The organism is Kitasatospora sp. GP82, from assembly GCF_029892105.1.
Classification (GTDB): domain Bacteria; phylum Actinomycetota; class Actinomycetes; order Streptomycetales; family Streptomycetaceae; genus Kitasatospora.
On sequence record NZ_JARZAJ010000019.1, the window covers coordinates 149,608 to 167,944 of the forward strand.

The 18,337-nt window shown below is 69.3% G+C and carries 18 protein-coding genes and 1 pseudogene; 10 read left to right on the top strand and 9 right to left on the bottom strand.

Translation table 11 applies throughout. The features are described from left to right. The first annotated feature begins 144 nt into the window (after positions 1-144). The 5 genes and pseudogenes from P3T39_RS21720 (at position 145) to P3T39_RS21740 (ending at position 4,301) form a co-directional block, all read left to right on the top strand. Positions 145-1,431, top strand: a complete 1,287-nt coding sequence (locus P3T39_RS21720; RefSeq protein WP_280700132.1) for a molybdopterin-dependent oxidoreductase — start codon at positions 145-147, stop codon at positions 1,429-1,431. A gap of 2 nt (positions 1,432-1,433) precedes the next feature. Beyond that, positions 1,434-1,910 carry a hypothetical protein gene (locus tag P3T39_RS21725; RefSeq protein ID WP_280700133.1) on the top strand — a complete coding sequence of 159 codons (477 nt, stop codon included), beginning with the start codon at positions 1,434-1,436 and terminating at the stop codon, positions 1,908-1,910. Continuing rightward, positions 1,907-2,044 (top strand): annotated as a pseudogene (locus P3T39_RS21730) (trehalase-like domain-containing protein); the annotation flags it as partial. The gene P3T39_RS21725 and the pseudogene P3T39_RS21730, both read left to right, overlap by 4 nt. A gap of 282 nt (positions 2,045-2,326) precedes the next feature. Beyond that, complete coding sequence (locus P3T39_RS21735) at positions 2,327-3,409, top strand: PP2C family protein-serine/threonine phosphatase (RefSeq protein WP_280700134.1); 1,083 nt, start codon at positions 2,327-2,329, stop codon at positions 3,407-3,409. Between the two features lie 67 nt (positions 3,410-3,476). Beyond that, complete coding sequence (locus P3T39_RS21740; protein ID WP_280700135.1) at positions 3,477-4,301, top strand: cation transporter; 825 nt, start codon at positions 3,477-3,479, stop codon at positions 4,299-4,301. Between the two features lie 958 nt (positions 4,302-5,259). Here P3T39_RS21740 and P3T39_RS21745 read toward each other — a convergent pair. The 6 genes from P3T39_RS21745 to P3T39_RS21770 form a co-directional block, all read right to left on the bottom strand. Continuing rightward, positions 5,260-7,566 (bottom strand): FtsK/SpoIIIE domain-containing protein, encoded by a 2,307-nt coding sequence (locus P3T39_RS21745; RefSeq protein WP_280700136.1) that lies wholly within the window; start codon positions 7,564-7,566, stop codon positions 5,260-5,262. A gap of 106 nt (positions 7,567-7,672) precedes the next feature. Beyond that, positions 7,673-8,191 (bottom strand): hypothetical protein, encoded by a 519-nt coding sequence (locus P3T39_RS21750; RefSeq protein WP_280700137.1) that lies wholly within the window; start codon positions 8,189-8,191, stop codon positions 7,673-7,675. After that, positions 8,188-8,733, bottom strand: coding sequence for a hypothetical protein (locus P3T39_RS21755; RefSeq protein WP_280700138.1), 546 nt, complete (start codon positions 8,731-8,733; stop codon positions 8,188-8,190). Before P3T39_RS21755 ends, P3T39_RS21750 begins: the two co-directional genes overlap by 4 nt. A gap of 21 nt (positions 8,734-8,754) precedes the next feature. Then, complete coding sequence (locus P3T39_RS21760) at positions 8,755-8,889, bottom strand: hypothetical protein (RefSeq protein ID WP_280700139.1); 135 nt, start codon at positions 8,887-8,889, stop codon at positions 8,755-8,757. Positions 8,890-9,108: 219 nt separating this feature from the next. After that, complete coding sequence (locus tag P3T39_RS21765) at positions 9,109-9,405, bottom strand: hypothetical protein (protein ID WP_280700140.1); 297 nt, start codon at positions 9,403-9,405, stop codon at positions 9,109-9,111. Positions 9,406-9,491: 86 nt separating this feature from the next. Continuing rightward, positions 9,492-9,863 carry a hypothetical protein gene (locus P3T39_RS21770; protein WP_280700141.1) on the bottom strand — a complete coding sequence of 124 codons (372 nt, stop codon included), beginning with the start codon at positions 9,861-9,863 and terminating at the stop codon, positions 9,492-9,494. Between the two features lie 256 nt (positions 9,864-10,119). Between P3T39_RS21770 and P3T39_RS21775 the strand changes: the two genes are divergently transcribed. Together P3T39_RS21775 and P3T39_RS21780 are read left to right on the top strand one after the other, a co-directional pair. Next, entirely contained in the window at positions 10,120-10,908 is a 789-nt protein-coding gene (locus P3T39_RS21775; RefSeq protein WP_280700142.1) for a GntR family transcriptional regulator, read from the top strand. Between the two features lie 5 nt (positions 10,909-10,913). Next, a complete protein-coding gene (locus P3T39_RS21780; RefSeq protein WP_280700143.1) occupies positions 10,914-11,672 on the top strand; it encodes a glycosyltransferase family 2 protein in 759 nt (252 codons plus the stop codon). Between the two features lie 260 nt (positions 11,673-11,932). Here P3T39_RS21780 and P3T39_RS21785 read toward each other — a convergent pair whose 3' ends face one another. From P3T39_RS21785 to P3T39_RS21795, 3 genes are read right to left on the bottom strand one after another with little or no spacing between them, the layout of a single operon-like run. Next, positions 11,933-12,514, bottom strand: coding sequence for a hypothetical protein (locus P3T39_RS21785; RefSeq protein ID WP_280700144.1), 582 nt, complete (start codon positions 12,512-12,514; stop codon positions 11,933-11,935). Beyond that, positions 12,507-12,953, bottom strand: a complete 447-nt coding sequence (locus P3T39_RS21790; RefSeq protein ID WP_280700145.1) for an ATP-binding protein — start codon at positions 12,951-12,953, stop codon at positions 12,507-12,509. Before P3T39_RS21790 ends, P3T39_RS21785 begins: the two co-directional genes overlap by 8 nt. Further along, positions 12,950-13,681 (bottom strand): GntR family transcriptional regulator, encoded by a 732-nt coding sequence (locus P3T39_RS21795; RefSeq protein WP_280700146.1) that lies wholly within the window; start codon positions 13,679-13,681, stop codon positions 12,950-12,952. The genes P3T39_RS21790 and P3T39_RS21795 overlap by 4 nt, the downstream gene beginning before the upstream one ends. Positions 13,682-14,198: 517 nt before the next feature. Between P3T39_RS21795 and P3T39_RS21800 the strand changes: the two genes are divergently transcribed. From P3T39_RS21800 to P3T39_RS21810, 3 genes are all read left to right on the top strand, one after another. Further along, a complete protein-coding gene (locus tag P3T39_RS21800) occupies positions 14,199-14,954 on the top strand; it encodes a GntR family transcriptional regulator (protein WP_280700147.1) in 756 nt (251 codons plus the stop codon). Between the two features lie 325 nt (positions 14,955-15,279). Next, a complete protein-coding gene (locus P3T39_RS21805; RefSeq protein ID WP_280700148.1) occupies positions 15,280-15,843 on the top strand; it encodes a hypothetical protein in 564 nt (187 codons plus the stop codon). A gap of 794 nt (positions 15,844-16,637) precedes the next feature. After that, positions 16,638-18,017: an FAD-dependent monooxygenase gene (locus P3T39_RS21810; protein ID WP_280700149.1), complete on the top strand. Its 1,380-nt coding sequence runs from the start codon at positions 16,638-16,640 to the stop codon at positions 18,015-18,017. Positions 18,018-18,337 lie beyond the last annotated feature (320 nt).

Sequence of the window (18,337 nt, forward strand, 5' to 3'; positions counted from 1 at the left end):
GGTACGCCTGGGGAGCCGGAGGGCCCGCAGCGAGGATCCGCGCCCGCGAAGCGGCGCTTCGGTGCTGCTGCCCGACGCCGTGCCCGCGAGAGTGCGCGGCGGCTCCGGCAGGTCGGCGTCGACGCGAGTGCCCGTGCCGGAGCCATGGCACGACGGATCGCGCAGGTGCCCGCGCCTCCGGGGCCCTTCCGGCCCGGGTTCTGGCGCAGTCCGATCCGCGGACCGTGGCTGACCTCGGTGTTCGGCCTGGCGCTTTTGGCCGGTATCCCGGTGCTCTTCGTGACCGGTGCGCTGTCCTACGCCGCGTACAACCCCGGTCTCGGCCTGCTCAACGACCAGACCCCGGACAAGGGCCTGTTGGGCTTCTATCTGTTCGACTGGCCCACGCGTCCGTACTGGCTGTACCGGCTCACCCAGGGTGTGCACGTGACGCTCGGCGTGGTGCTGGTGCCAGTGCTGCTGGCCAAGCTGTGGTCGGTGATCCCGAAGCTGTTCGAGTGGCTGCCGGTCCGTAGCGCCGCCCACGCGCTGGAGCGGCTCTCCCTGCTGCTGCTGGTGGGCGGGGTCATCTTCGAGTTCGTGACCGGGATCCTCAACATTCAGCTCTACTACGTCTTCCCCGGCTCGTTCTACACCCTGCACTTCTACGGTGCCTGGGTGTTCATCGCCGCGTTCGTCGTGCACGTGGGGCTCAAGTTCGGCCGGATGACCCGTGCCCTGCGCTCACGCGGTCTCCTCGCGGAACTGCGCACCGACCTCGCCCACACCCGGCCCGAGCCGCCCGACCCCGACGGTCTGGTGCCGACCGCACCGGCGGCGCCCACGATGACACGGCGCGGCGCGGTCGCGCTGGCGGGTGCGGGATCCCTGGTCCTGCTGGTGGTCACCGCGGGGCAGAGCATCGGCGGCCGGCTGCGGGGCACGGCCCTGCTCGCCCCGCACAACCGCGATCCGGGCGGCGGCCCGAACGGCTTCCAGATCAACAAAACGGCCGCCGCCGTGGGCGTCTCGCCGGAACACGTCGGCCCCGACTGGCGGCTGGAGGTGCACGGCGCAGTGCCCGCACTGGTCTTCACCCGTGAGCAACTGCTCGCGATGCGGCAGCGGACGGCCCTGCTGCCGATCGCCTGCGTCGAGGGCTGGTCCACCCCGGACCAGCACTGGAGCGGCCTGCGGCTCGCCGACCTCGCCGCCATGGCCGGCCTGCCCGACGCCGCAAGCGTCCTGGTGGAATCGGTCCAACCACCCGGTCCCTACAGCTCGGTGGTGCTGCGGGGCAACCAGATCCGCGACCCCCGGTCGCTGCTCGCCCTGCGCGTCAACGGGGCTGACCTCTCCCTCGACCACGGCTACCCGGCCCGCATCATCGTCCCCGCCAACCCCGGTGTGAACAACACCAAATGGGTGCACCGGCTCACCTTCAGGACGTGACCATGGCACGCTTCGTCCGCTGGTACGGGGCACAGCCCCTGCACCTCCTCGTCCTGATCTGCTCGCTGGCCCTCACCGCCTACGCCGTCGAACGCCTCACCGCCGCCCAACCCCTCGGGGTGGCGATCTGGTTCGTCGGCGCGGCCGTCGGCCACGACCTGATCCTGCTCCCGCTGTACTCGCTCGCCGACCTCTCCGCCCAGTCCGTGCTGCGGCACCGCCCCGAACGCATGCCGGCAGTGCGGTGGATCAACTACCTGCGCGTGCCCGCCTTCCTGTCCGGTGTCCTGCTGCTCGTGTGGTTCCCCCTGATCCTCAACCTGTCGGTCCCCTACCAGGGCGACACACGGCTGCCGGAAGACGTCTACCTCGGCCGATGGCTGGCGATCACCGGAGCACTGTTCGGCGCGGCGGCCGTCGCCTTCGCACTCAATCTGCGCCGCGCCCGGCTCTCGCCTGCCCGGAGCCGTTCCCGGTGAGCGCGCGGCCGATCGGTGACCACGCCCTGCTGTCCGACTGCCGCTCGGCCGCCCTGGTCACCTCCGACGGCTCGGTGGACTGGCTGTGCCTACCGCGCTTCGACAGCCCGGCGGTCTTCGCGCGGCTGCTCGACGAGGCCGCCGGCTTGCGGGCATCTTCGCACAGACATTCGACGGTGACGCGCTGGACGGAGCCGCCCCCGGCATAGGGAGCTCACCCGCGGCCGCGTGCCCAGGAGCGCGGAGGGCCGCGCTGCTCCGCCGTGTCGGGGACGCCCTCGCCCAGGCCCGCAAAGACGTCCGGTTCCCCCTCGGGAGCGCTGTCGCCGGGGAGTCGCAGGCGATTAACTGTGGAGAGAGAAGGAACGCTCGGCTGGTGGGGACGAGCGGGACGGAAGGGCAGTCCGGTGTCTGAAGTGGTCGACAGGGGAGTGTGGCGCCCGCCACCGCTCCTGCCCAGATGGTCGCGCAGGCTCACGCTCGGCGGTTACGTATTGATCGCGATGGCCGTACTGGCCGACGTCGCGACGGGGCCCGACGTCACGTTCTCCCCGGTTCTCGCCGCCGTCCCCGTGCTGGCGGGCGCGGGCACCCGCCGGGCCACGGTCCCGCTGGTGGCCGGGGCGGTCGCCGGTGTCATCGTCGTCGGCCTGACGCTCTACGACAGAGAAGTTCCCCTGGTTGTCCACGTGACCGCGGCGGCCACGGTGATCATGGTCACCTTCTTCAGCTGCGCCAATGTCGCGGTGGTGGCGGCCCAGGAGCGTGAGCTGGTCAGGGTGCGCACGGTCGCCGAGGTGGCCCAACGGGCGCTGCTGCGCCTGGTACCCCGGCGGATGGGGCCGCTGGTGGTCGCGGTGCGCTATGTGGCGGCGGAGGCCGAGGCGCGGATCGGCGGGGATCTGTACGAGGTGATGCGTACTCCCTACGGGGTGCGGCTGTTGCTGGGTGATGTGTGCGGCAAGGGCCTGGGCGCGGTGGAGACGGCGGCCGACGTTCTGGGGGTGTTCCGGGAGGCCGCGCGGGCCGAGCCGGATCTGGCGGAGGTCGCCAAGCGGCTGGACTCGGCGCTCGCTCGTCGTCCGGTGAGCGAGGAGTTCGTCACGGCGGTGCTGGTCGGTGTGCCCGATGCGCCGGGACCGGCGGTCGTGGTCAACTGCGGGCACCCGCCGCCGCTGCTGTGCCACGCCGGTGAGGTCAGCGAGGTGGAACCGCCCGTCGACGCACCGCCGTTGGCGCTGCTGGGCCTGGTCGGCGGGGACTATCACGCCCGGTCGCTCGTCTTCGACCGCGGTGACCTTCTGCTGCTCTACACGGACGGCGTGGCCGAGGCCCGGGACGAGACCGACCGGTTCTACCCACTTGTCCAGCGGCTGGCAGCGATGCCGCACGAGGAGCCGGACTCCTTGCTGGACGAGCTCCTCGTGGACGTGCGGGCCTACGTCGGATCGGGGCTGACGGACGACGCGGCGCTGCTCGCGATCCGCCGAGAGCGGTGAACCGTCCCGGGAAAACGACGTCGGACACGACCAGGACCCGCGCGGCCGTTCGTCCTTGAGGTGCCGGGTGAGGACGGTGCCCCTCTACATCTCCGGAGGCACCGTCCACTTCGCCGAACTGGACGAGACCGGCCGCCGCTTCACCGTCGACACCGCTCTCCTCCACCTCGGCGCCGCCCGCCTGGCCGCGCTCGCGGGCAGCGACCTCATCACCATGGACGCCGCCTGGGCAGCCCGATGCCGTCGGCGGTGCCGGACGAGTGGCTGCCGACGGCTTTGGGAGAATCGTGCGGTGACCAATACGAACGAGATCGCCCGCCAGGCCCTGCTCCGCCGTGGCTTCGCCCTGGAGTACACCACGCTCGGCTGGAACGTGATCGGCATCGTGGTACTGGCCGTGGCCGCCATCTCCGCCCGGTCGGTGGCCCTGGCGGGCTTCGGTCTGGACTCGCTGATCGAGATCGGCGCGTCCACCGTGGTGATCTGGGAGCTGTCCGGCACCGGCGAGGCCCGCCAGCGCCGCGCGCTTCGGCTGATCGGTGTCGGCTTCGCCCTGCTCGCCCTGTACCTGCTGGTGCAGTCCACCCTGGTGCTGGTCACCGGCTTCCACCCGCACCACTCCCCGCTGGGCATCGGCTGGACCGCTGTGACCGCAGCCGTGATGTTCGCCCTGGCGGCGGGCAAGGCCCGCACCGGCGCCGCGCTGGACAACCCCGTGCTCAGGACCGAGGGCCGGGTCACCTTGATCGACGGCCTGCTCGCCGCCGCTGTCCTCGTGGGCTTGGTCCTCAACAGCACGCTGGGCTGGTGGTGGGCCGACCCCGCAGCAGGCTACGTTCTGGTCTACTACGCCGTGCGCGAGGTCCGCGAGATCTTCTCCGGCGACCACTGACCGCTGCCCGGGCGGTGGTGAGGACGACGGGGCGTTTCCCGGACGAGGCCATGTACAGCGCCGCGGGCGGACTCCCCAGTGGACCGGCCGCGCTGTCTACGGCCTCGCTGCCTCAGCGGGCCGGCCGGGTCGGCGCACCGATGCTCCCGTGCTCCGGGTCGGTCGGGTTCTCGACGTCCCCCGGACCGGGCGCAGTGGGCGCGGCGGTCGGGGGCTGAGCGGCGTCGGTGGGTGATGCCGGGCGGGTGGAGGGTGATGCCGTGGGGGTGGCGGGGGACGGCGCCGCTGTGGTCGGGGACGTCGATGCGGCAGGTGTGGTGGCGCCCGGTGGCAGCGGTGGGCACTGTGCCGGACGAGGCCGTCGCAGAGTGCGTCGCTGGGCTCTTCGGTGTCCCGCCCGTCGACGCGCAGCCCGCGAGCGAGGCGATGATCGCCGTGCCTGCGGCGAGGGCCGCCGTGCGCCTGTTCATCTGTCGGTCTCCGAGCTCTGGTCGGGTGCGGGTGCGGGTGCGGGTGCGGGTGCGGGTGCGGGTGCGGGTGCGCCTTGGACGGTATGCGCCGCTCGCCGGTTCCCCGGCGGCGCTCAGCGGCCCCCGGCGACAGGACGATCCTGATGCCGGGGGGCCGCTGAACGATTCGTCAGGCGTTGATCCTCCACAGGCCGCGGCCGTGGGTGGCGGCCATCAGGTAGCTGCCGTCGGGGGAGACGGTCAGGTCGGCGACCGAGGCGTTCGGCAGTTCGCAGCCGAGCCGGTACCAGGTGGTGGGGTCCCCGGTGGTGGCAGTGAAGACGCCTGGAGGGGCCTGAGGCCAGCTGGACGGATTTTGGCGGCTACGCGACTACATTGCAGGTCAGAGGTCGACTACAGGCGCGACTACACCCCAACTACAGGTCGGCTGAGGCCGGCTACAAGGGCGTGTAGTCGGCCTGTAGCTAGGCCTGTAGACGCCAGGGCGGTCAGGGGGTGCGGCGTTCGAGGGTGGTGCGGATGTCGTTGAGGTGGGCGCCGGTGGAGGGTGTCTCTGTTCCGACGCGGACGCTTTTGCGGAACACGCCGGTGCGTCGGAAGGCGTCGCCGACGGCTGCGGTGGTGATGTCGGCCCATGCCTGTTCGTCGATGAGCGGGAGCATCTGGGCGACCTGTCGGCACAGCACGTTGGACTGTTCGCCGAACCACTGGAGGGCGAGGGAGAGGATCTCCCAGTCCGCAGCCGTGGCCCCGCGCTTGTCCCCTGCATTCCTTGACTCGGCTTCTGCAGTGGCCTGTTGGGTGGTGGGCTGGTCGAGTGAGGACGGCGGGGTGGCGCTGCCCTTGGCCTTGAGTGCGGCCTCGATCGGGTCGTTCCACCGGCCGCGCAGGCGCCCGGCGACTTGGCGGACGGTGGTGATGGTGTCGATGACCTGGAGCATGTCCGGGCCGTCGATCCACAAGGAGCGGATCCGCCGGTAGCCGTTGGCGAGCAGGATGCCCATGCCGCGCACGCCGGGGTCGAGCGTGGAGGCGTCCCATCCAGCCCTGGACGCGCCCTGGCCGAGTGCCATGTTGGACTCCGTGGTCTCGGTGACCCGCATGCACCACTTCCAAGTGATGTTGCCGGTGACCAGACGGGGCAGCACACCGCCGTCGCCCTTGGTGACAACCTGAGTCGCGAGGATCAGGATGATGCCGAAGGCCAGGCCGCGCGCGGCAAGTGCCTCCAGAGCTTTGGCGATCGCCTTGCCGTGCTTCTTGTCACTGGTGAGGGCCTGGACCTCGTCGATGACGACCAGCTCCAGGCCGCCCAGCTCTTCGATGAGTGCAGGGTCGTCGATCTGCTCCATGCCGTACTTCTTGAGGACGTCGGAGCGCCGGCCCATCTCGGTGACCAGGATTTCCAGTAGATGGCGGGCCCGTTGGGCGCCTTTCTCGCCCGTCTCGTCGATGAACGTCGCGGCTAGGTTGCGCCACCGGTCCTGGCCGGGCGTCTTGCCGTCGATCAGGCGGACGTTGACCCGCAGGTCGAGCAGGGCTCCAGCGATGATGCACCGCAGGGCGGCGCCTTTGCCGGTGCGGGAGGCTCCGGCGAGGGCCAGGCTGGTGTCCTTGAGGATCAGGTGGACGATCTGTCCGAAGGCGTCGTAGGCGACCGGGATGCCGTGGTTCCATACGTCGATGCCGGTCGCGCCGATGAGCGGGGAGGTGCGGTTCTCGGTGAGCGGGTCCCGGTCGAATGCCGCGACCGCGATCTGTTTGGCGCTGCCGCCCTGGCTGGCGTGGACCTGCTCCATGAAGAAGCGGGAGCGGTCCAGGCCCAGCACTCCGGCGATCTTCCCCAGCTTGGGGAGGACCGTCTCCACGTCGGCAGCGTCGTTGCGCGGTAGGTTGACGCGCGCGATCCAACTGTCGGGCATCCTGGTGATCGCGTCCGGACTCGCCAGGCGCACCACACCCTCGCTGATCGCCCCGACGGTGAGCATTGCTTGTGTCAGGAGCTCGGTCTCCGCACACACCAGTGCGGGATCGTCCACAGCGCTCTCCACCACGCCCTCGCTAGGGCCCGCCGCCTCCACATTGAGCTTCGCGGGTGGATCGAGTTCCGGGAGGAGCAGCTCGGCGGGGATGGGACGGTGCGTCAGGCGCGGGGGGTGTGCGCCGGTCCACCAGGCGACTCCGGCGCAGGCGGCCAGGGTGAGCAGGCCGATCTGCGGCTGGTGGAGGGCGAGCGTCACCGTTGCGATGGTGGCGCCGATCAGTGCCCCACCCCGGCGCAGCCGTCCCAGGCTGCGGGCTCTGGCGATCTGCTTCTCGGTGGGCTGCACGCCACGGAAGGGGACCTTCTGCATGGAGCGCAGTGTCTTCTCCAGACGGCGGGCGGTCTCCCGTCTGAGGGTCAGCTGGCCGCGCTGGGCCTGGGTGAGGCCGGCGTCGGCGGCTTCCTCCTCCAGCCTGACCACGGCTTTGGTCTCCTTCTCCAAGGCCTGACTCAGTTCGGTGCGGCGCTCGGTGAACGCCTCCAGCTGGGCTGCGACCAGGCGCCGGCGGATCTCGTCGCTCGACTGGTCAGCAGTGGAGGCCCAGTGCGCGAGCCACGCGCCGAGCGCCCGCGCCCCCTCGCTGGTGCGGTGGGCCTGGGAGGCGGCCCAGTTGGCCGTAGGATTCGGCTTCCTCTCGCAGTCCGCGCCGGTGCTGGTGTCGATGTGGTGGCTGTGGCCGGTGGGGGCGGCGGTCTTGCCGGGCCGGTCGGTGTCGTCCTGCGGGCCGGGTTTCTCGATGTCGGTACTCAACGTTGCCACCTCCTTAGGTGGTGTGGTCCGGTCGAAGGCGGCCGTTCCGGTACCACCGCACCCCGATGAGGGTGGGGTGGTGCCGGGGCGACTGTCCGCGAGCGTGTCAGCCGATAAGCAGGTGGCCGAGCCAGTTGGCGAGCGGGACGCCCGAGTAGGCGGCCAGGCCGCCGAGTGAGATGGACAGGCCCCAGGTGGCGCCGGTGATCGCGCCGGAGAGCAGCAGGATCCGCTCGCCCATCTTCTTGGCGAACCAGAAGAAGAACCCGGTCAGGAGCAGGACCGCCAGGGCGATCCAGGACCCGGAGTAGCTCAGCTGGGTGCGCTGGGCAACGGGGGCTGCGCCGTCACCGCCGACCAGGCCCCGGCCCACCAGCGTTCCGGCCTGGTTGCCGGTGGCGGTGGTGTAGCCGGCCACCAGGGCGAGCAGACCGCCCGCACACGAGGACGCCAGGACCATCACGGCCAGGCCGAGTGTGTAGGGCAGCCAGATCCGCTTCTTCTTGAGGAACTTGAACGTCCGTCCGTTCTGGAAGAACAGGAACCCGAAGGTTCCGACGAACAGCAGGAAGCCGAACCCGGACCCGGCCAGGGTCACGGTGTGGGAGATCTCGATGAACGTCACCGGAAGACTCCGATCAGCAGAGCGACGGCCCACGTGGCGGCGGGTGGGTAGGTGAGGGTTCCGAGCACGACCGACCATGCCGCCACCCGTGTCACGGGACCCAGGAACGGCACACCCCGCACCCAGCGGCGCACGGCCAGCACCCCCGTGAGGGCCATCAGGCCGAGGCCAAGGCCTGGGTCGGCGATGTCCGCGGCGGGGGTGAACGCGTGTGAGCAGTCCGAGACCACGACCCGCCATAACCAGGCAGGGCCCGCCAGCGCGACGCCGATGGCCGCCACGTTCGGCACAGCCTGCGCCGCCCGCTTGAGGCGGGCTGCAGCGCGCTTGACGCGCGGCCAGTCGATCAGATGGTCCGCGTCGTCCGCCTTCAGCGGGATCGCCGCGTCCAGGCGGGCCTGGCGCATCTCCTGCGCCAGCTCCGCGAACCCCTCCACCAAGCCGTCCGCCTGGACGGCGCGGGCATTGGCCCAGAAGTCCTCCATCGGCTCGGGCTCACGGTCGGGCTGGGCGTGTGGCGGCACCCCCGGGGGGATCGTCATGACGGCACCCCCCACCCACGCTTAGACATCGGCGGCCTCCGATCGAGCCAGGTAGGGCAGGAACAGCCACCGGTTGGCGGCTATCGCGACCAGCGACCAGCCGGAGGTGACGGCGCAGGACGCGAAGAGGGCGAAGAACACAAGGTCGAGCGACATATCGGCCTCACTGGTAGGGCGGATGGGAAGAGCGGGCCTGAGCTATTTGCCGGGTTGCGGTGGAGGCGGCAAGAGCAGCTGGAACGTCAGCTCCGGCAGTGCCTCGACCACGCCAGCCGCGACCGCGGCCGGGGTCTCGGGGCCTGCGCCTTGGGGGATGTCCACCGCGGCCGCATCCAGCTGCCGCGCGACGCGGCAGGCTGTAGAAGGTCTGCCGACTCATGCAGTCGCCTCCGTCCGAACCGGATGGCGGAGCAGAGCGCGACGGGCAAGAGGGACAGCCTCCAGCAACGCCGCCGCGTACGCTGCGAGTTCAGGCGGTTCGGCGTCCAGATCCGCCAGAATGCCGCGAGCGGCGTCCAGCCGAGCCGCGCGCGTCGCGTCGGACTCGTCGGGTCGACCGAGCAACAGCTCGCCGAGGAACTCGGGAAGCAGTTCGTCGGAGTCGACCCCAAGGGACAACCCCTCGAACTCAGCGGCGATAGCTTCTTCCTGACGGCCAACAACTGTGCGCATGGATCTCCTGTCTCCTGAACGGGATGGGAGAGCCAGGGCAGCGGGCTTCTTTGACCCGTCGACCGCCGCCGCTGGCCAAGAAGCATTCAGATGCGGATCCGCCGCGGGCCGGTGATCCGCAGGTACAGCTGGAGCAGAGCCATGACAGCCGAGTAGGAGCCGAAGCCGGTCAGGACCGACAGCAACCAGCCGCCGCGTGACGCCGCTTGGCAACCAAGGAGGCCGGCGATGACGGCAATGCCCATGCACGCCAAGGCCACCAGGCTCCGGCCGGTTGTCGTCATCTTGGGGCGACGACCGACGACCTCAAGGTCGTACGGCTTGACGCGACGCAGTTCCCCTCCGGAGAGCTGCAGAACCACAAGGTTGTCGTCGCCCACCTGGCCGGCGACGCCAGCCACGGTGGCCAGCTCCATGTCCGTGCGGTCTCGGACCACGTCACCGATAGCAAGCTGCATCGGGTCCCCCCTTGGGAAGTTGCGGCAGGAAGCCAAGCGCGGGTGCAGGGTCCGCCCTCGGCGCTTTCCAGGCCACCGTTCGTCAGATGACGAGCAGGCATGGCCCTCCAGGCCTAGCAACTCATCAAGAGATCTTCTCCTCAAGTCCTCTTTATGAGTTGCTCAGAACTATGACCCGCATCTCCTTCACTCGTCAAGTCCTCTTGAGGACTCGTATGCTGTGTGTCAAGCGTTGCGTTAAGGACGGTGATCACCAATGGCGAAGGTGTACGAGCGGATCGCGGACAACCTCCGTCGACTGATCCGCGCAGGTGAGCTGAAGCCTGGCGACCGGCTACCCGCCGAGACGAGCCTCGCCGAGCAGTACGGCAAGAGCGTGCCGACTGTCCGCCAGGCGCTCTCGCTACTGCAGGCCGAAGGGCTGATCGAGAAGAAGCACGGCCGCGGCAACTTCGTGCGCCTCCCCCGCAAGCTGGTCCGCCGCACGAATGACCGGCACCAGTGGGAGAAGGACCGTGCACGTGAGCCGCTGGCGCAGCGGGCGCAGACCGGCGCCACCGAGCGCGACACCGGCCTGCAGCTGGACGACCTCGTCTTCTCTGCCGACTACCAGGAGATCAAGGCGGACGAGGAGCTGGCAGCGGCCTTCGGTGTCCCCGAGGGGACGCCTCTCCTGCAGCGCACCTACCGGACGCGGTACCGCGCGGAGGCCGCCCCGTTCAACCTGACCCGCTCCTACCTGGTCCACGACTTGGTCGCCGGCAATCCGGACCTGTTGGACGGCACGAAGGAGCCGTGGCCAGGGGGCACTCAGAACCAGCTCTACACCGTCGGAATCGAGCTGGACCGAGTGGTCGAACGCGTCACCGCGCGTCCGCCGACGGCAGAGGAGGCAGAGGAGCTGGAACTGCCACCCGGGACCGCCGTCCTGATGCTCCGGAAGACCTCGTACGACATCAACGACCGCGTTGTGGACATCTCCGACGTCACTCTGCCCGGCGACCGCACGGAAATGCTCTTCACCACTCAACTGGAAAGGTGGTGAGTGCCGTGCAGCGACGCATCGTCGTTATCACCGCCGTTCACCCGCCGGCCGCCCCTTACTTGCCGGATGCCTACAAGTCCCTCTGCGAGCAGAAACTCCCGGAGGGCTGGGACTGGCACTGGATCATCCAGGAGGACGGCACGAGCGACGAGGTCGCCCCTTACGTGCCCGACGACGCCCGGGTCAGCTTCCACCAGGGCCGACCGGGGCGCGCCGGAGTCGCCCGGACGATGGCCCTGGCGCACGCGGACGGCGAGTACGTCAAGATCTTGGACGCCGACGACATGCTGCCGCCCGGCACTCTGACGCGGGATCTCGCCGCTCTCTCCGCCGACCCCACCCTTGGCTGGGCGACATCGCGGGTTCTCGACCTGCTGCCCGACGGCTCGACCGTCGGCTTCGACCAGGACCCGCCGGAGGGTCCGATCGAGCGCGGGGCCGTACTGGACCACTGGAAGGCGCACAGCTTCCGAGCTCAGGTGCACCCGGCAACGCTCTTTGTCCGGAGTGAGTTGCTCCTCGCACTCGGCGGCTGGATGGCCCTTCCCGCCTCGGAGGACACGGGCCTCCTGCTGGCGTTGAGCAGCGTCAGCCGCGGCTGGTTCACCCCCGAGGTCGGGCTCCTCTACCGTAAGTGGCCCGGCCAGGCGACCAGCCAGGCTGCCCACGCCGACGCCGTCGAGCGCGATGCACGCATGGCCGTTGTGGAGGCCAGGGCCCGCACACTGGCCCAGCTCGGCTGGAGCTATCCGGCAGGAAGCTGAGCGGACTCCGCTGCCTTGATCAACGGTCTTCGCAGCACGAGGCGCAGACAACGCGAACGCGCAGTGCCCGGGCTTCCTGTGAAAGGACGTCAGGGCACTGCCCGTTCGGATGCTGTCAGTCGTCGCAGTGTGGGTGGCCTGGCTGATCTCCCGGCCGGAGACTGGCCGGGACAGCTGCTCTTCCGCACGCTGATCAATCTTCGCTACGAACCGTCGGGCGAGTTTCTCCGCGCAGCCCGGAACTCACTGCCCGAGCTGTTTCATCTCCTGGCCGACTCTTCACCAGCGGGACGGACACGCACCGCGTGGGACCGTCCGGCCATGCTGAACGCAAGGCACAGCGCGCCATCGCGCTGGATGAACTCCGTTACGTGCTCGACCGCGTCAGGCCGGGTGAAAAAGTACCGGAAGGCGTCTGCCTGGACCGGGTCGAGTGGCAGGGCTGCCAGCGCGCCCCACACTGCGGTGAGTGCGTCAGGCATGCGGTCGAACGTCGCAGGAGGCGCAATGCCCTCGATCTCGACCGTCACTCGCCTTGTGCCAATACCTGCCCTTTCCACTTGCGCAACCCCTCTCGCACAGTCGAGTTCGGCCCAGACCGCCTGAGCGTCCGAGCGGTACCAGTGGCCGTACCGGTCCGCCTTGGCGAGCAGATCAAGGATCACCAACTCCGCCTCCTCGCCGATGCCGTGGGGAACCACCGCGTTCACCCGGTAGCCGCCGCCGTCCAGCTGCGCGACCCACATCCCGGTTCCCGTGACCTCGATCAGGCGCAGCGCGAGCGCGAACATCCGCGCCGCCGTACCGCCGTCTGCGTCACCCGACGCGGCCCGCTCACTCACCCCGAGCTCCAGGTGCCGCCGCAACCTCGGCCCAGACCAACTTCCCGATGCCGCCCTCGCGCGGGCCGCAGCCCCACCTGGCAGAAAGCTGCTCGACCAGCCACAGGCCGCGACCCGCCTCCTGGTCCGCGCCCGAGGGCGGACACACGGTCGGCAGTTTGCTGCTGGCGTCGTGTACCTCGATCCGCAGCACATCGCACAGCAGCTCGAACCGGACCAGGATCAACCGGCCAGGTGACGTACGCGCGTGCTGGACGGCGTTGGTCACGAGCTCGCACACCACCAACTCGCCGACAAAACCGTACGGTTCGCCACCTCCCAGGCCGGCGAGGAAGTCGCGCAGCAGCCTCCGGGCGGAACCCGCCGACTTTCGATGGCGCGACAACCAGACCTGCCGCACCGCAGTGACCTCAGCACTTCCGAACATGACCTCCGTCATCGCCCGGCCTCCGTCCAGATCGGTTCGCACGTGGTGAAGCGAGCGTTCGCGCGGTCACTCGGGAGTACGAGCAGGGCACCTTCCACCACGCGACCGCTGACGTCGGTAGAGGTGCGCTCGATCGCCAGAACGCACGTCCTGGTGGTGAGGCGCAGCGCCTCCGCCTCCTCCCTGGTCGGGATACGGACGGCGATCCGCTCACTGCAGGAGGCGATCTGTACGCCCGACGCCACCAGCTCTTCGCGGACGTCTTCACCCCAGGGCGACCGTCCGGTCCGAGGCGGGTCCACCTGCAGGCCGCTCGGCACATAGACGCGCGTCAAGCTGCGTGGGAGACCGTCCTGCTCGCTGAGGTAGACGCACTCGATCAGCAAGGTGCCCGGCAGCACCTGCAGAAGCGACGGCAGCACGCCGTACGCCTCGACCTCGCTGACGCGGAAGCCAATGTTCAAGCCAGGGGCGGCGGCTTGCTCCGCCGCTGCTGCCGTCCGACCGCTGACGTACGTAATCGGCTGGATCGGACGGCGGACGAAGTTGCCGCTCCCGTGGACCTTCTCCACCAGCCCTTCGTCCTGCAGTACGTCCAGGGCCCGCCGCAGGGTCGGCCTACCCACGCTGTAGGCACCGGCGAGGAATTGCTCCGAGGGCAGTCGACTGCCGACAGGGAGTAGCCCCGTCGTGATACGACGCCGCAGGTCGTCAACTACGTGGAGATAGCGAACAGCCATGGATGCGCTCACCACTTCCTGTCGATCACAACGGGGAGCGCGCGCCCGGCAGTTCGGCGGCACCGACTCAACGGTCCGGCAAGCTGCTGTCTGGCCGAGGCGGTAATACGGCAGAAAAGATCCAGCACGCTGGTCAGCTCCCTACGGCTGATGGCAGAACCCTCCGTCGGCGAGCACTCCGGCCGTTGCGGGGGTCGCGGGGGTATCTCTGCGGACTGCGGCCCATGCGATCTGACCGCACTTGGCACTCGTGACGAGCCCGAACCTGTCGGCTGCTTCCAGTAGCACCAGGAGGGCCGCCCACGACTCGACCGTGGTCGAGCCCGACACCTCCACTTCAATGCATGCATGATCGCGGTGGTCCTTCACTTGTGGATTGAGCCCAAGGGCCGAGAGGCCGGCAACGATGCGGCCAGCAACCGCTTCAGGCGAAGACACACGTCACCCCTCGGTCGCCTTCGGCTACTCTGAGCGAAGCTAGTTCACTAGATTAGACCTAGTGGACTAGATTTTCCACATGCGCGAGCAACCTCCCTACCTCCGCCTTGCCGATGCCTTGCAGCAGCGCATCGCGAGCCAGGAATGGTCACCCGGAGACCGGTTGCCGTCTCGGGCTCAACTCGCACAGGAGTTTGGCGTTGGCGACAACGTCGTCCGGCGCGCGCAGGAGCTGTTGATCGCTCAGGGCGTCCTGGAGGGCCGTGCCGGGTCGGGGACCTACGTGGCCAGCCCCCGCAAGCGGGTGCGGCTGGTCCGCTCCAGGGCGCGCGAGGAACGCGGAGGCTCGCCGTTCCAGTCGGACATGGCCGGCCTCGGCAAGCGGGGAACATGGGAGAGCTGGACCGAAGCCAAGGCCCCTGCCTCTGCGGAAATCGCGGCACGCCTCGGCATCGCGGAAGGCGGGCCCTGCGTCCGCACGACGTACGAGTTCTTGGCCGACAACAAGCCCGTTCAGATGTCGACCAGTTGGGAACCGCGCAGCATCACGGCCGGCACGATCATCGTGCTACCTGAAGGCGGACCGTACGCCGGCATCGGAGTGGTCAAGCGCATGGCCGAGATCGGCATCACGGTCAGCCACGCCGTGGAGGAGCCGGAGCCACGGCACGCGACCGACGAAGAGGCGTCGCTCCTGGGTGTGCAGCGAGGCGCGCTCGTCACCCACATTCGGCGTACCTACTTCAGCGACGACGGCCGTCCGGTGGAGACCGCGGACATCATCATCCCTGCCTCGCTCTGCGAGCTCGTCTACGAGGTGCCGATCAACCCCTGAACGGCCTGTGTAGCCCTTGGCGCAATTCGCAGGTCAACCCACGCCAAGTCAGGCATGCGACGAGGGCTGAAACACGGGCAGTGGTATCACGGCTGTCACAGTGTCACCTCTCCCCGCTTCCGCTGCACTGGTCGACCGAGCCCAGCCCTGCAGCCCTGTTGCAGCTCTCCGGAAGCGCGACCGAGCAGCACGGCCTTGACAACAGAATCCCGGCCTGCAGTCTGGCCATTGGTAGGGACACCGGGTGCACCGCGCTCCTAGAATCCTCAAGACATCAAGACAACTTCCTGTCTCGGGGGATGAGTTGGGGGCTACCGAACAGCTGGTGACGATCGCTGCCGTCCTGCTGGGTGCACTAACGTCGCACGTCACCACCCGCTCGACGGAGAGGATGCGCAAGCAGCACGAGCTGCTGACACGGTGGGACGACAAGAAGCTCCACGCCTACGAGGGCTATATAGACAAGATCAGGTCGAGCATCTTCCTCGCCGTGCAGCTCTACGAACACAGGGAAGGCATCCACGCCAGCAACAAGAGCGAGCAAGAGCTCACCTTGGAGCTATCCGACGCCGGCTGGCAACGAGGCCGGGCCTTCGAACGGATCATGCTGCTCGGCGGCGACGAAGTCGTGGAAGCGGCGCATCAACTCAACGCGGCAGCGCTCGAAGTCGACTGGCAGGCCGACGGTAAGGTGCCGGGAACCCTGGACGAATGGCGCGCCCGGAACCGAGCCGTGTTTCGCGCGATCAATGAGTTCCACGACGCCGCCCGCCAAGACCTCGGCGTGCAGGGCAACGTCACCGGCGAGAAGCACCCGGAGCGCGACCTCCTGCTGCCGCCAGCGCGGAGTGGCAGGGATGAGCAACCCTGGCTGTCGGAAAGGGGATGACGGCCGGGTCGGACCTTGACCGCGAGCAGGCCCGCGAGCGCGGCGAACTCGCTGGCCAGCCTGCTCTTGCCGACGTCGTCTTCGTTGTCCCAGGCGAGCGTCTTGGGCGGTGGCCGCCCCGGCCAGTGAGGAGTCGCCAGTGGCCGTCGATCAGGTCGCCGGTCTGCCGAGAGGGCAGCATCCGGGCGGCGATCACCCGCGAGTGGCCCGACACGATGATCAGCACCGGGGGACGGCCCGACTGACCGTAGCCGAGCGGGATGTCCACCGGCGGGAACTAAAGCTCGCACTGGGTGAGCTCGCTGGGCTGGTAGACAGCCTTGGAGACCGGGTCGGCCGGCAGGTAGGCCGACCGCAGCTCGCGCACGCGCTCTTTGCGGATTGTCATCCCGCGCTCACAGTGTCGGCAAGGTGGCGGTGCCGGCCGACTTCGACCCTCCCTCGACGGGGAGAGGCGAGGTCTACGGCAAGCAGGGCTCGGACGGGACGCATCCGTCGAACTTCTGCGTCTGGACCAGCCGGTCCGGCGATCAGGTATACGTCGAATGGGATCTCTTCCGCACCCGGCCGCGGCAGAACCGGAGCCGAGCAGGCGAGCCGGAGCTACGAGGGCCTCTGCCTCCGCGGCAAGACCGACGCCCCGAACTGCCCTCCCCGTCGGCAGCGATGACTCTCCACACACGGCAAGTTCGCCGGCTCCGCGGTTTTGTCACAGGTTTGACGGCCCGTTACGGAGGTCAGGGGACGTGGGGATCTTCCACGGGCCATAATGGCGGGAGTCGATGGAGGGGTACATGACAGGCAGACGGTGGCAGCGCGCGGTCGTCATCGGGGGCGGGATCTGCGGACTGGTGGCGGCCCGCGTCCTGGCCGACCATTTCGAGGAGGTCGTCCTCGTCGAGCGGGACGCGCTCCCGGACGGGGCGGGGCCGCGCAAGGGCGTGCCGCAGGCACGGCACGTGCACGGCCTGCTGGCCCGTGGTGGCGGCCACTTGGAGGAGCTCTTCCCCGGACTGCGGGACGAGCTGCTCGCCGCGGGGGCTCCGCTCTTCGACCACGGGGAGATGGCCTCGACCACGGTGTGGGCCGGAAGGGTCCCGCGCGTGAAGGTCGGCGTCCTGGCGCACGCCTTCAGCCGTGACCTCCTGGAGTCTTCGCTGCGCCGCCGGGTGGCCGCGCTGCCGCAGGTGGTGATCCGGGACGCCACCCCGGTCGAGGGCCTGCACTGGAACGCCGCCGCCACCCGCGTCGAAGGGGTCGTGGTCCACTCGGAAACCACCGGGGCGGAGGCCACGGAGGTGCTGCCGGCGGACCTCGTGATCGACGCCTCCGGCCGGTTCTCGCCCCTGCCCGACTGGCTGGAGGAGGCAGGCTACCCGCGGCCCCGCACCACCGTCGTGGATGCCGGACTCGCCTACTCCACCCAGGTTCTGGAGGCGCCGCCGCAGTCCTACCTGGGCCTGCAGCAGATGAACAGCGCGCCGGACAACCCCCGGGGCACCTTCGTGGCGCGCGTCGAGGGGGAGCGCTGGGTCGTCACGCTCTTCGGCGCCGGCGGAGACCACCCGCCCAAGGACGCGGACGGCTGGCGGGAGTTCGCCGGGAGCCTGGGCAACAGCGACCTCGACGCGCTCCTCTCCTCGGCCACCTCGGCCTCCGGCGTGCACCACTTCAACCGTACGGAGAACCGCCGGATCGAGTACGCCAGGATGTCCCGCTGGCCGGACCGGCTGATCGCGCTCGGCGACTCCGCATGTGCCTTCAACCCCGTCTTCGGCCAGGGCATGACGGTCGCGGTGCTGGAGGCGGCAGCCCTGGGGCGGGTGCTGACGAAGCATCATGGTGAACTGGCCGGGGTGGCCCGCCTGTTCCAGCGCCGGGTGGCGGGCATCGTGCGCCTGCCCTGGCTGATGTCCACCAGCGAGGACCTGGTCTGGCACCACTATCGGCAGGGCAGGACCCGCCTGCCGCTGCCGCTCCGGATGAGCAACTGGTACAAGCAGCGCCTGGTCAGTCTGGTGGTGCACGACCCGCACGTCTTCCGCACCTTCCTGCGGGTCTACCACATGCTCACCCCGCCCACCGCGATGGCCGCTCCGCGGATCCTCGCCAAGGCCCTCTTCCGCTCGGCGGGACCGGAAAGGCAGCCTGCGAAGAATGTGCGCAGGGTGTGAATTTCCCTTACGACCAGGTAAAACGTGCACCTCACAAGCTTGTTGAGGATGCGTCAGGATGATCGGGAAAACCGGCTATGCTACTTCCGGCTCAGCGTTCCGTGTCGAACAAGCCAGGCCGGCCTTGTCGCACTCGGGCCGCGGGCGGCGTGACACCATCTGCCCGCCTCACCGCTGGTGCCGAATCCCGCTCGTCGTTCCATGACCTTTCGACCGTTTGAGGACGCTGATGCTTCGTGCTGGATCGTCACCCGGAGGCCGGCGCTCCGCTCCTGTTCTCGTGTGGCTCCTGCCCACGGTGGTGATGGCGGCCGCCGCTG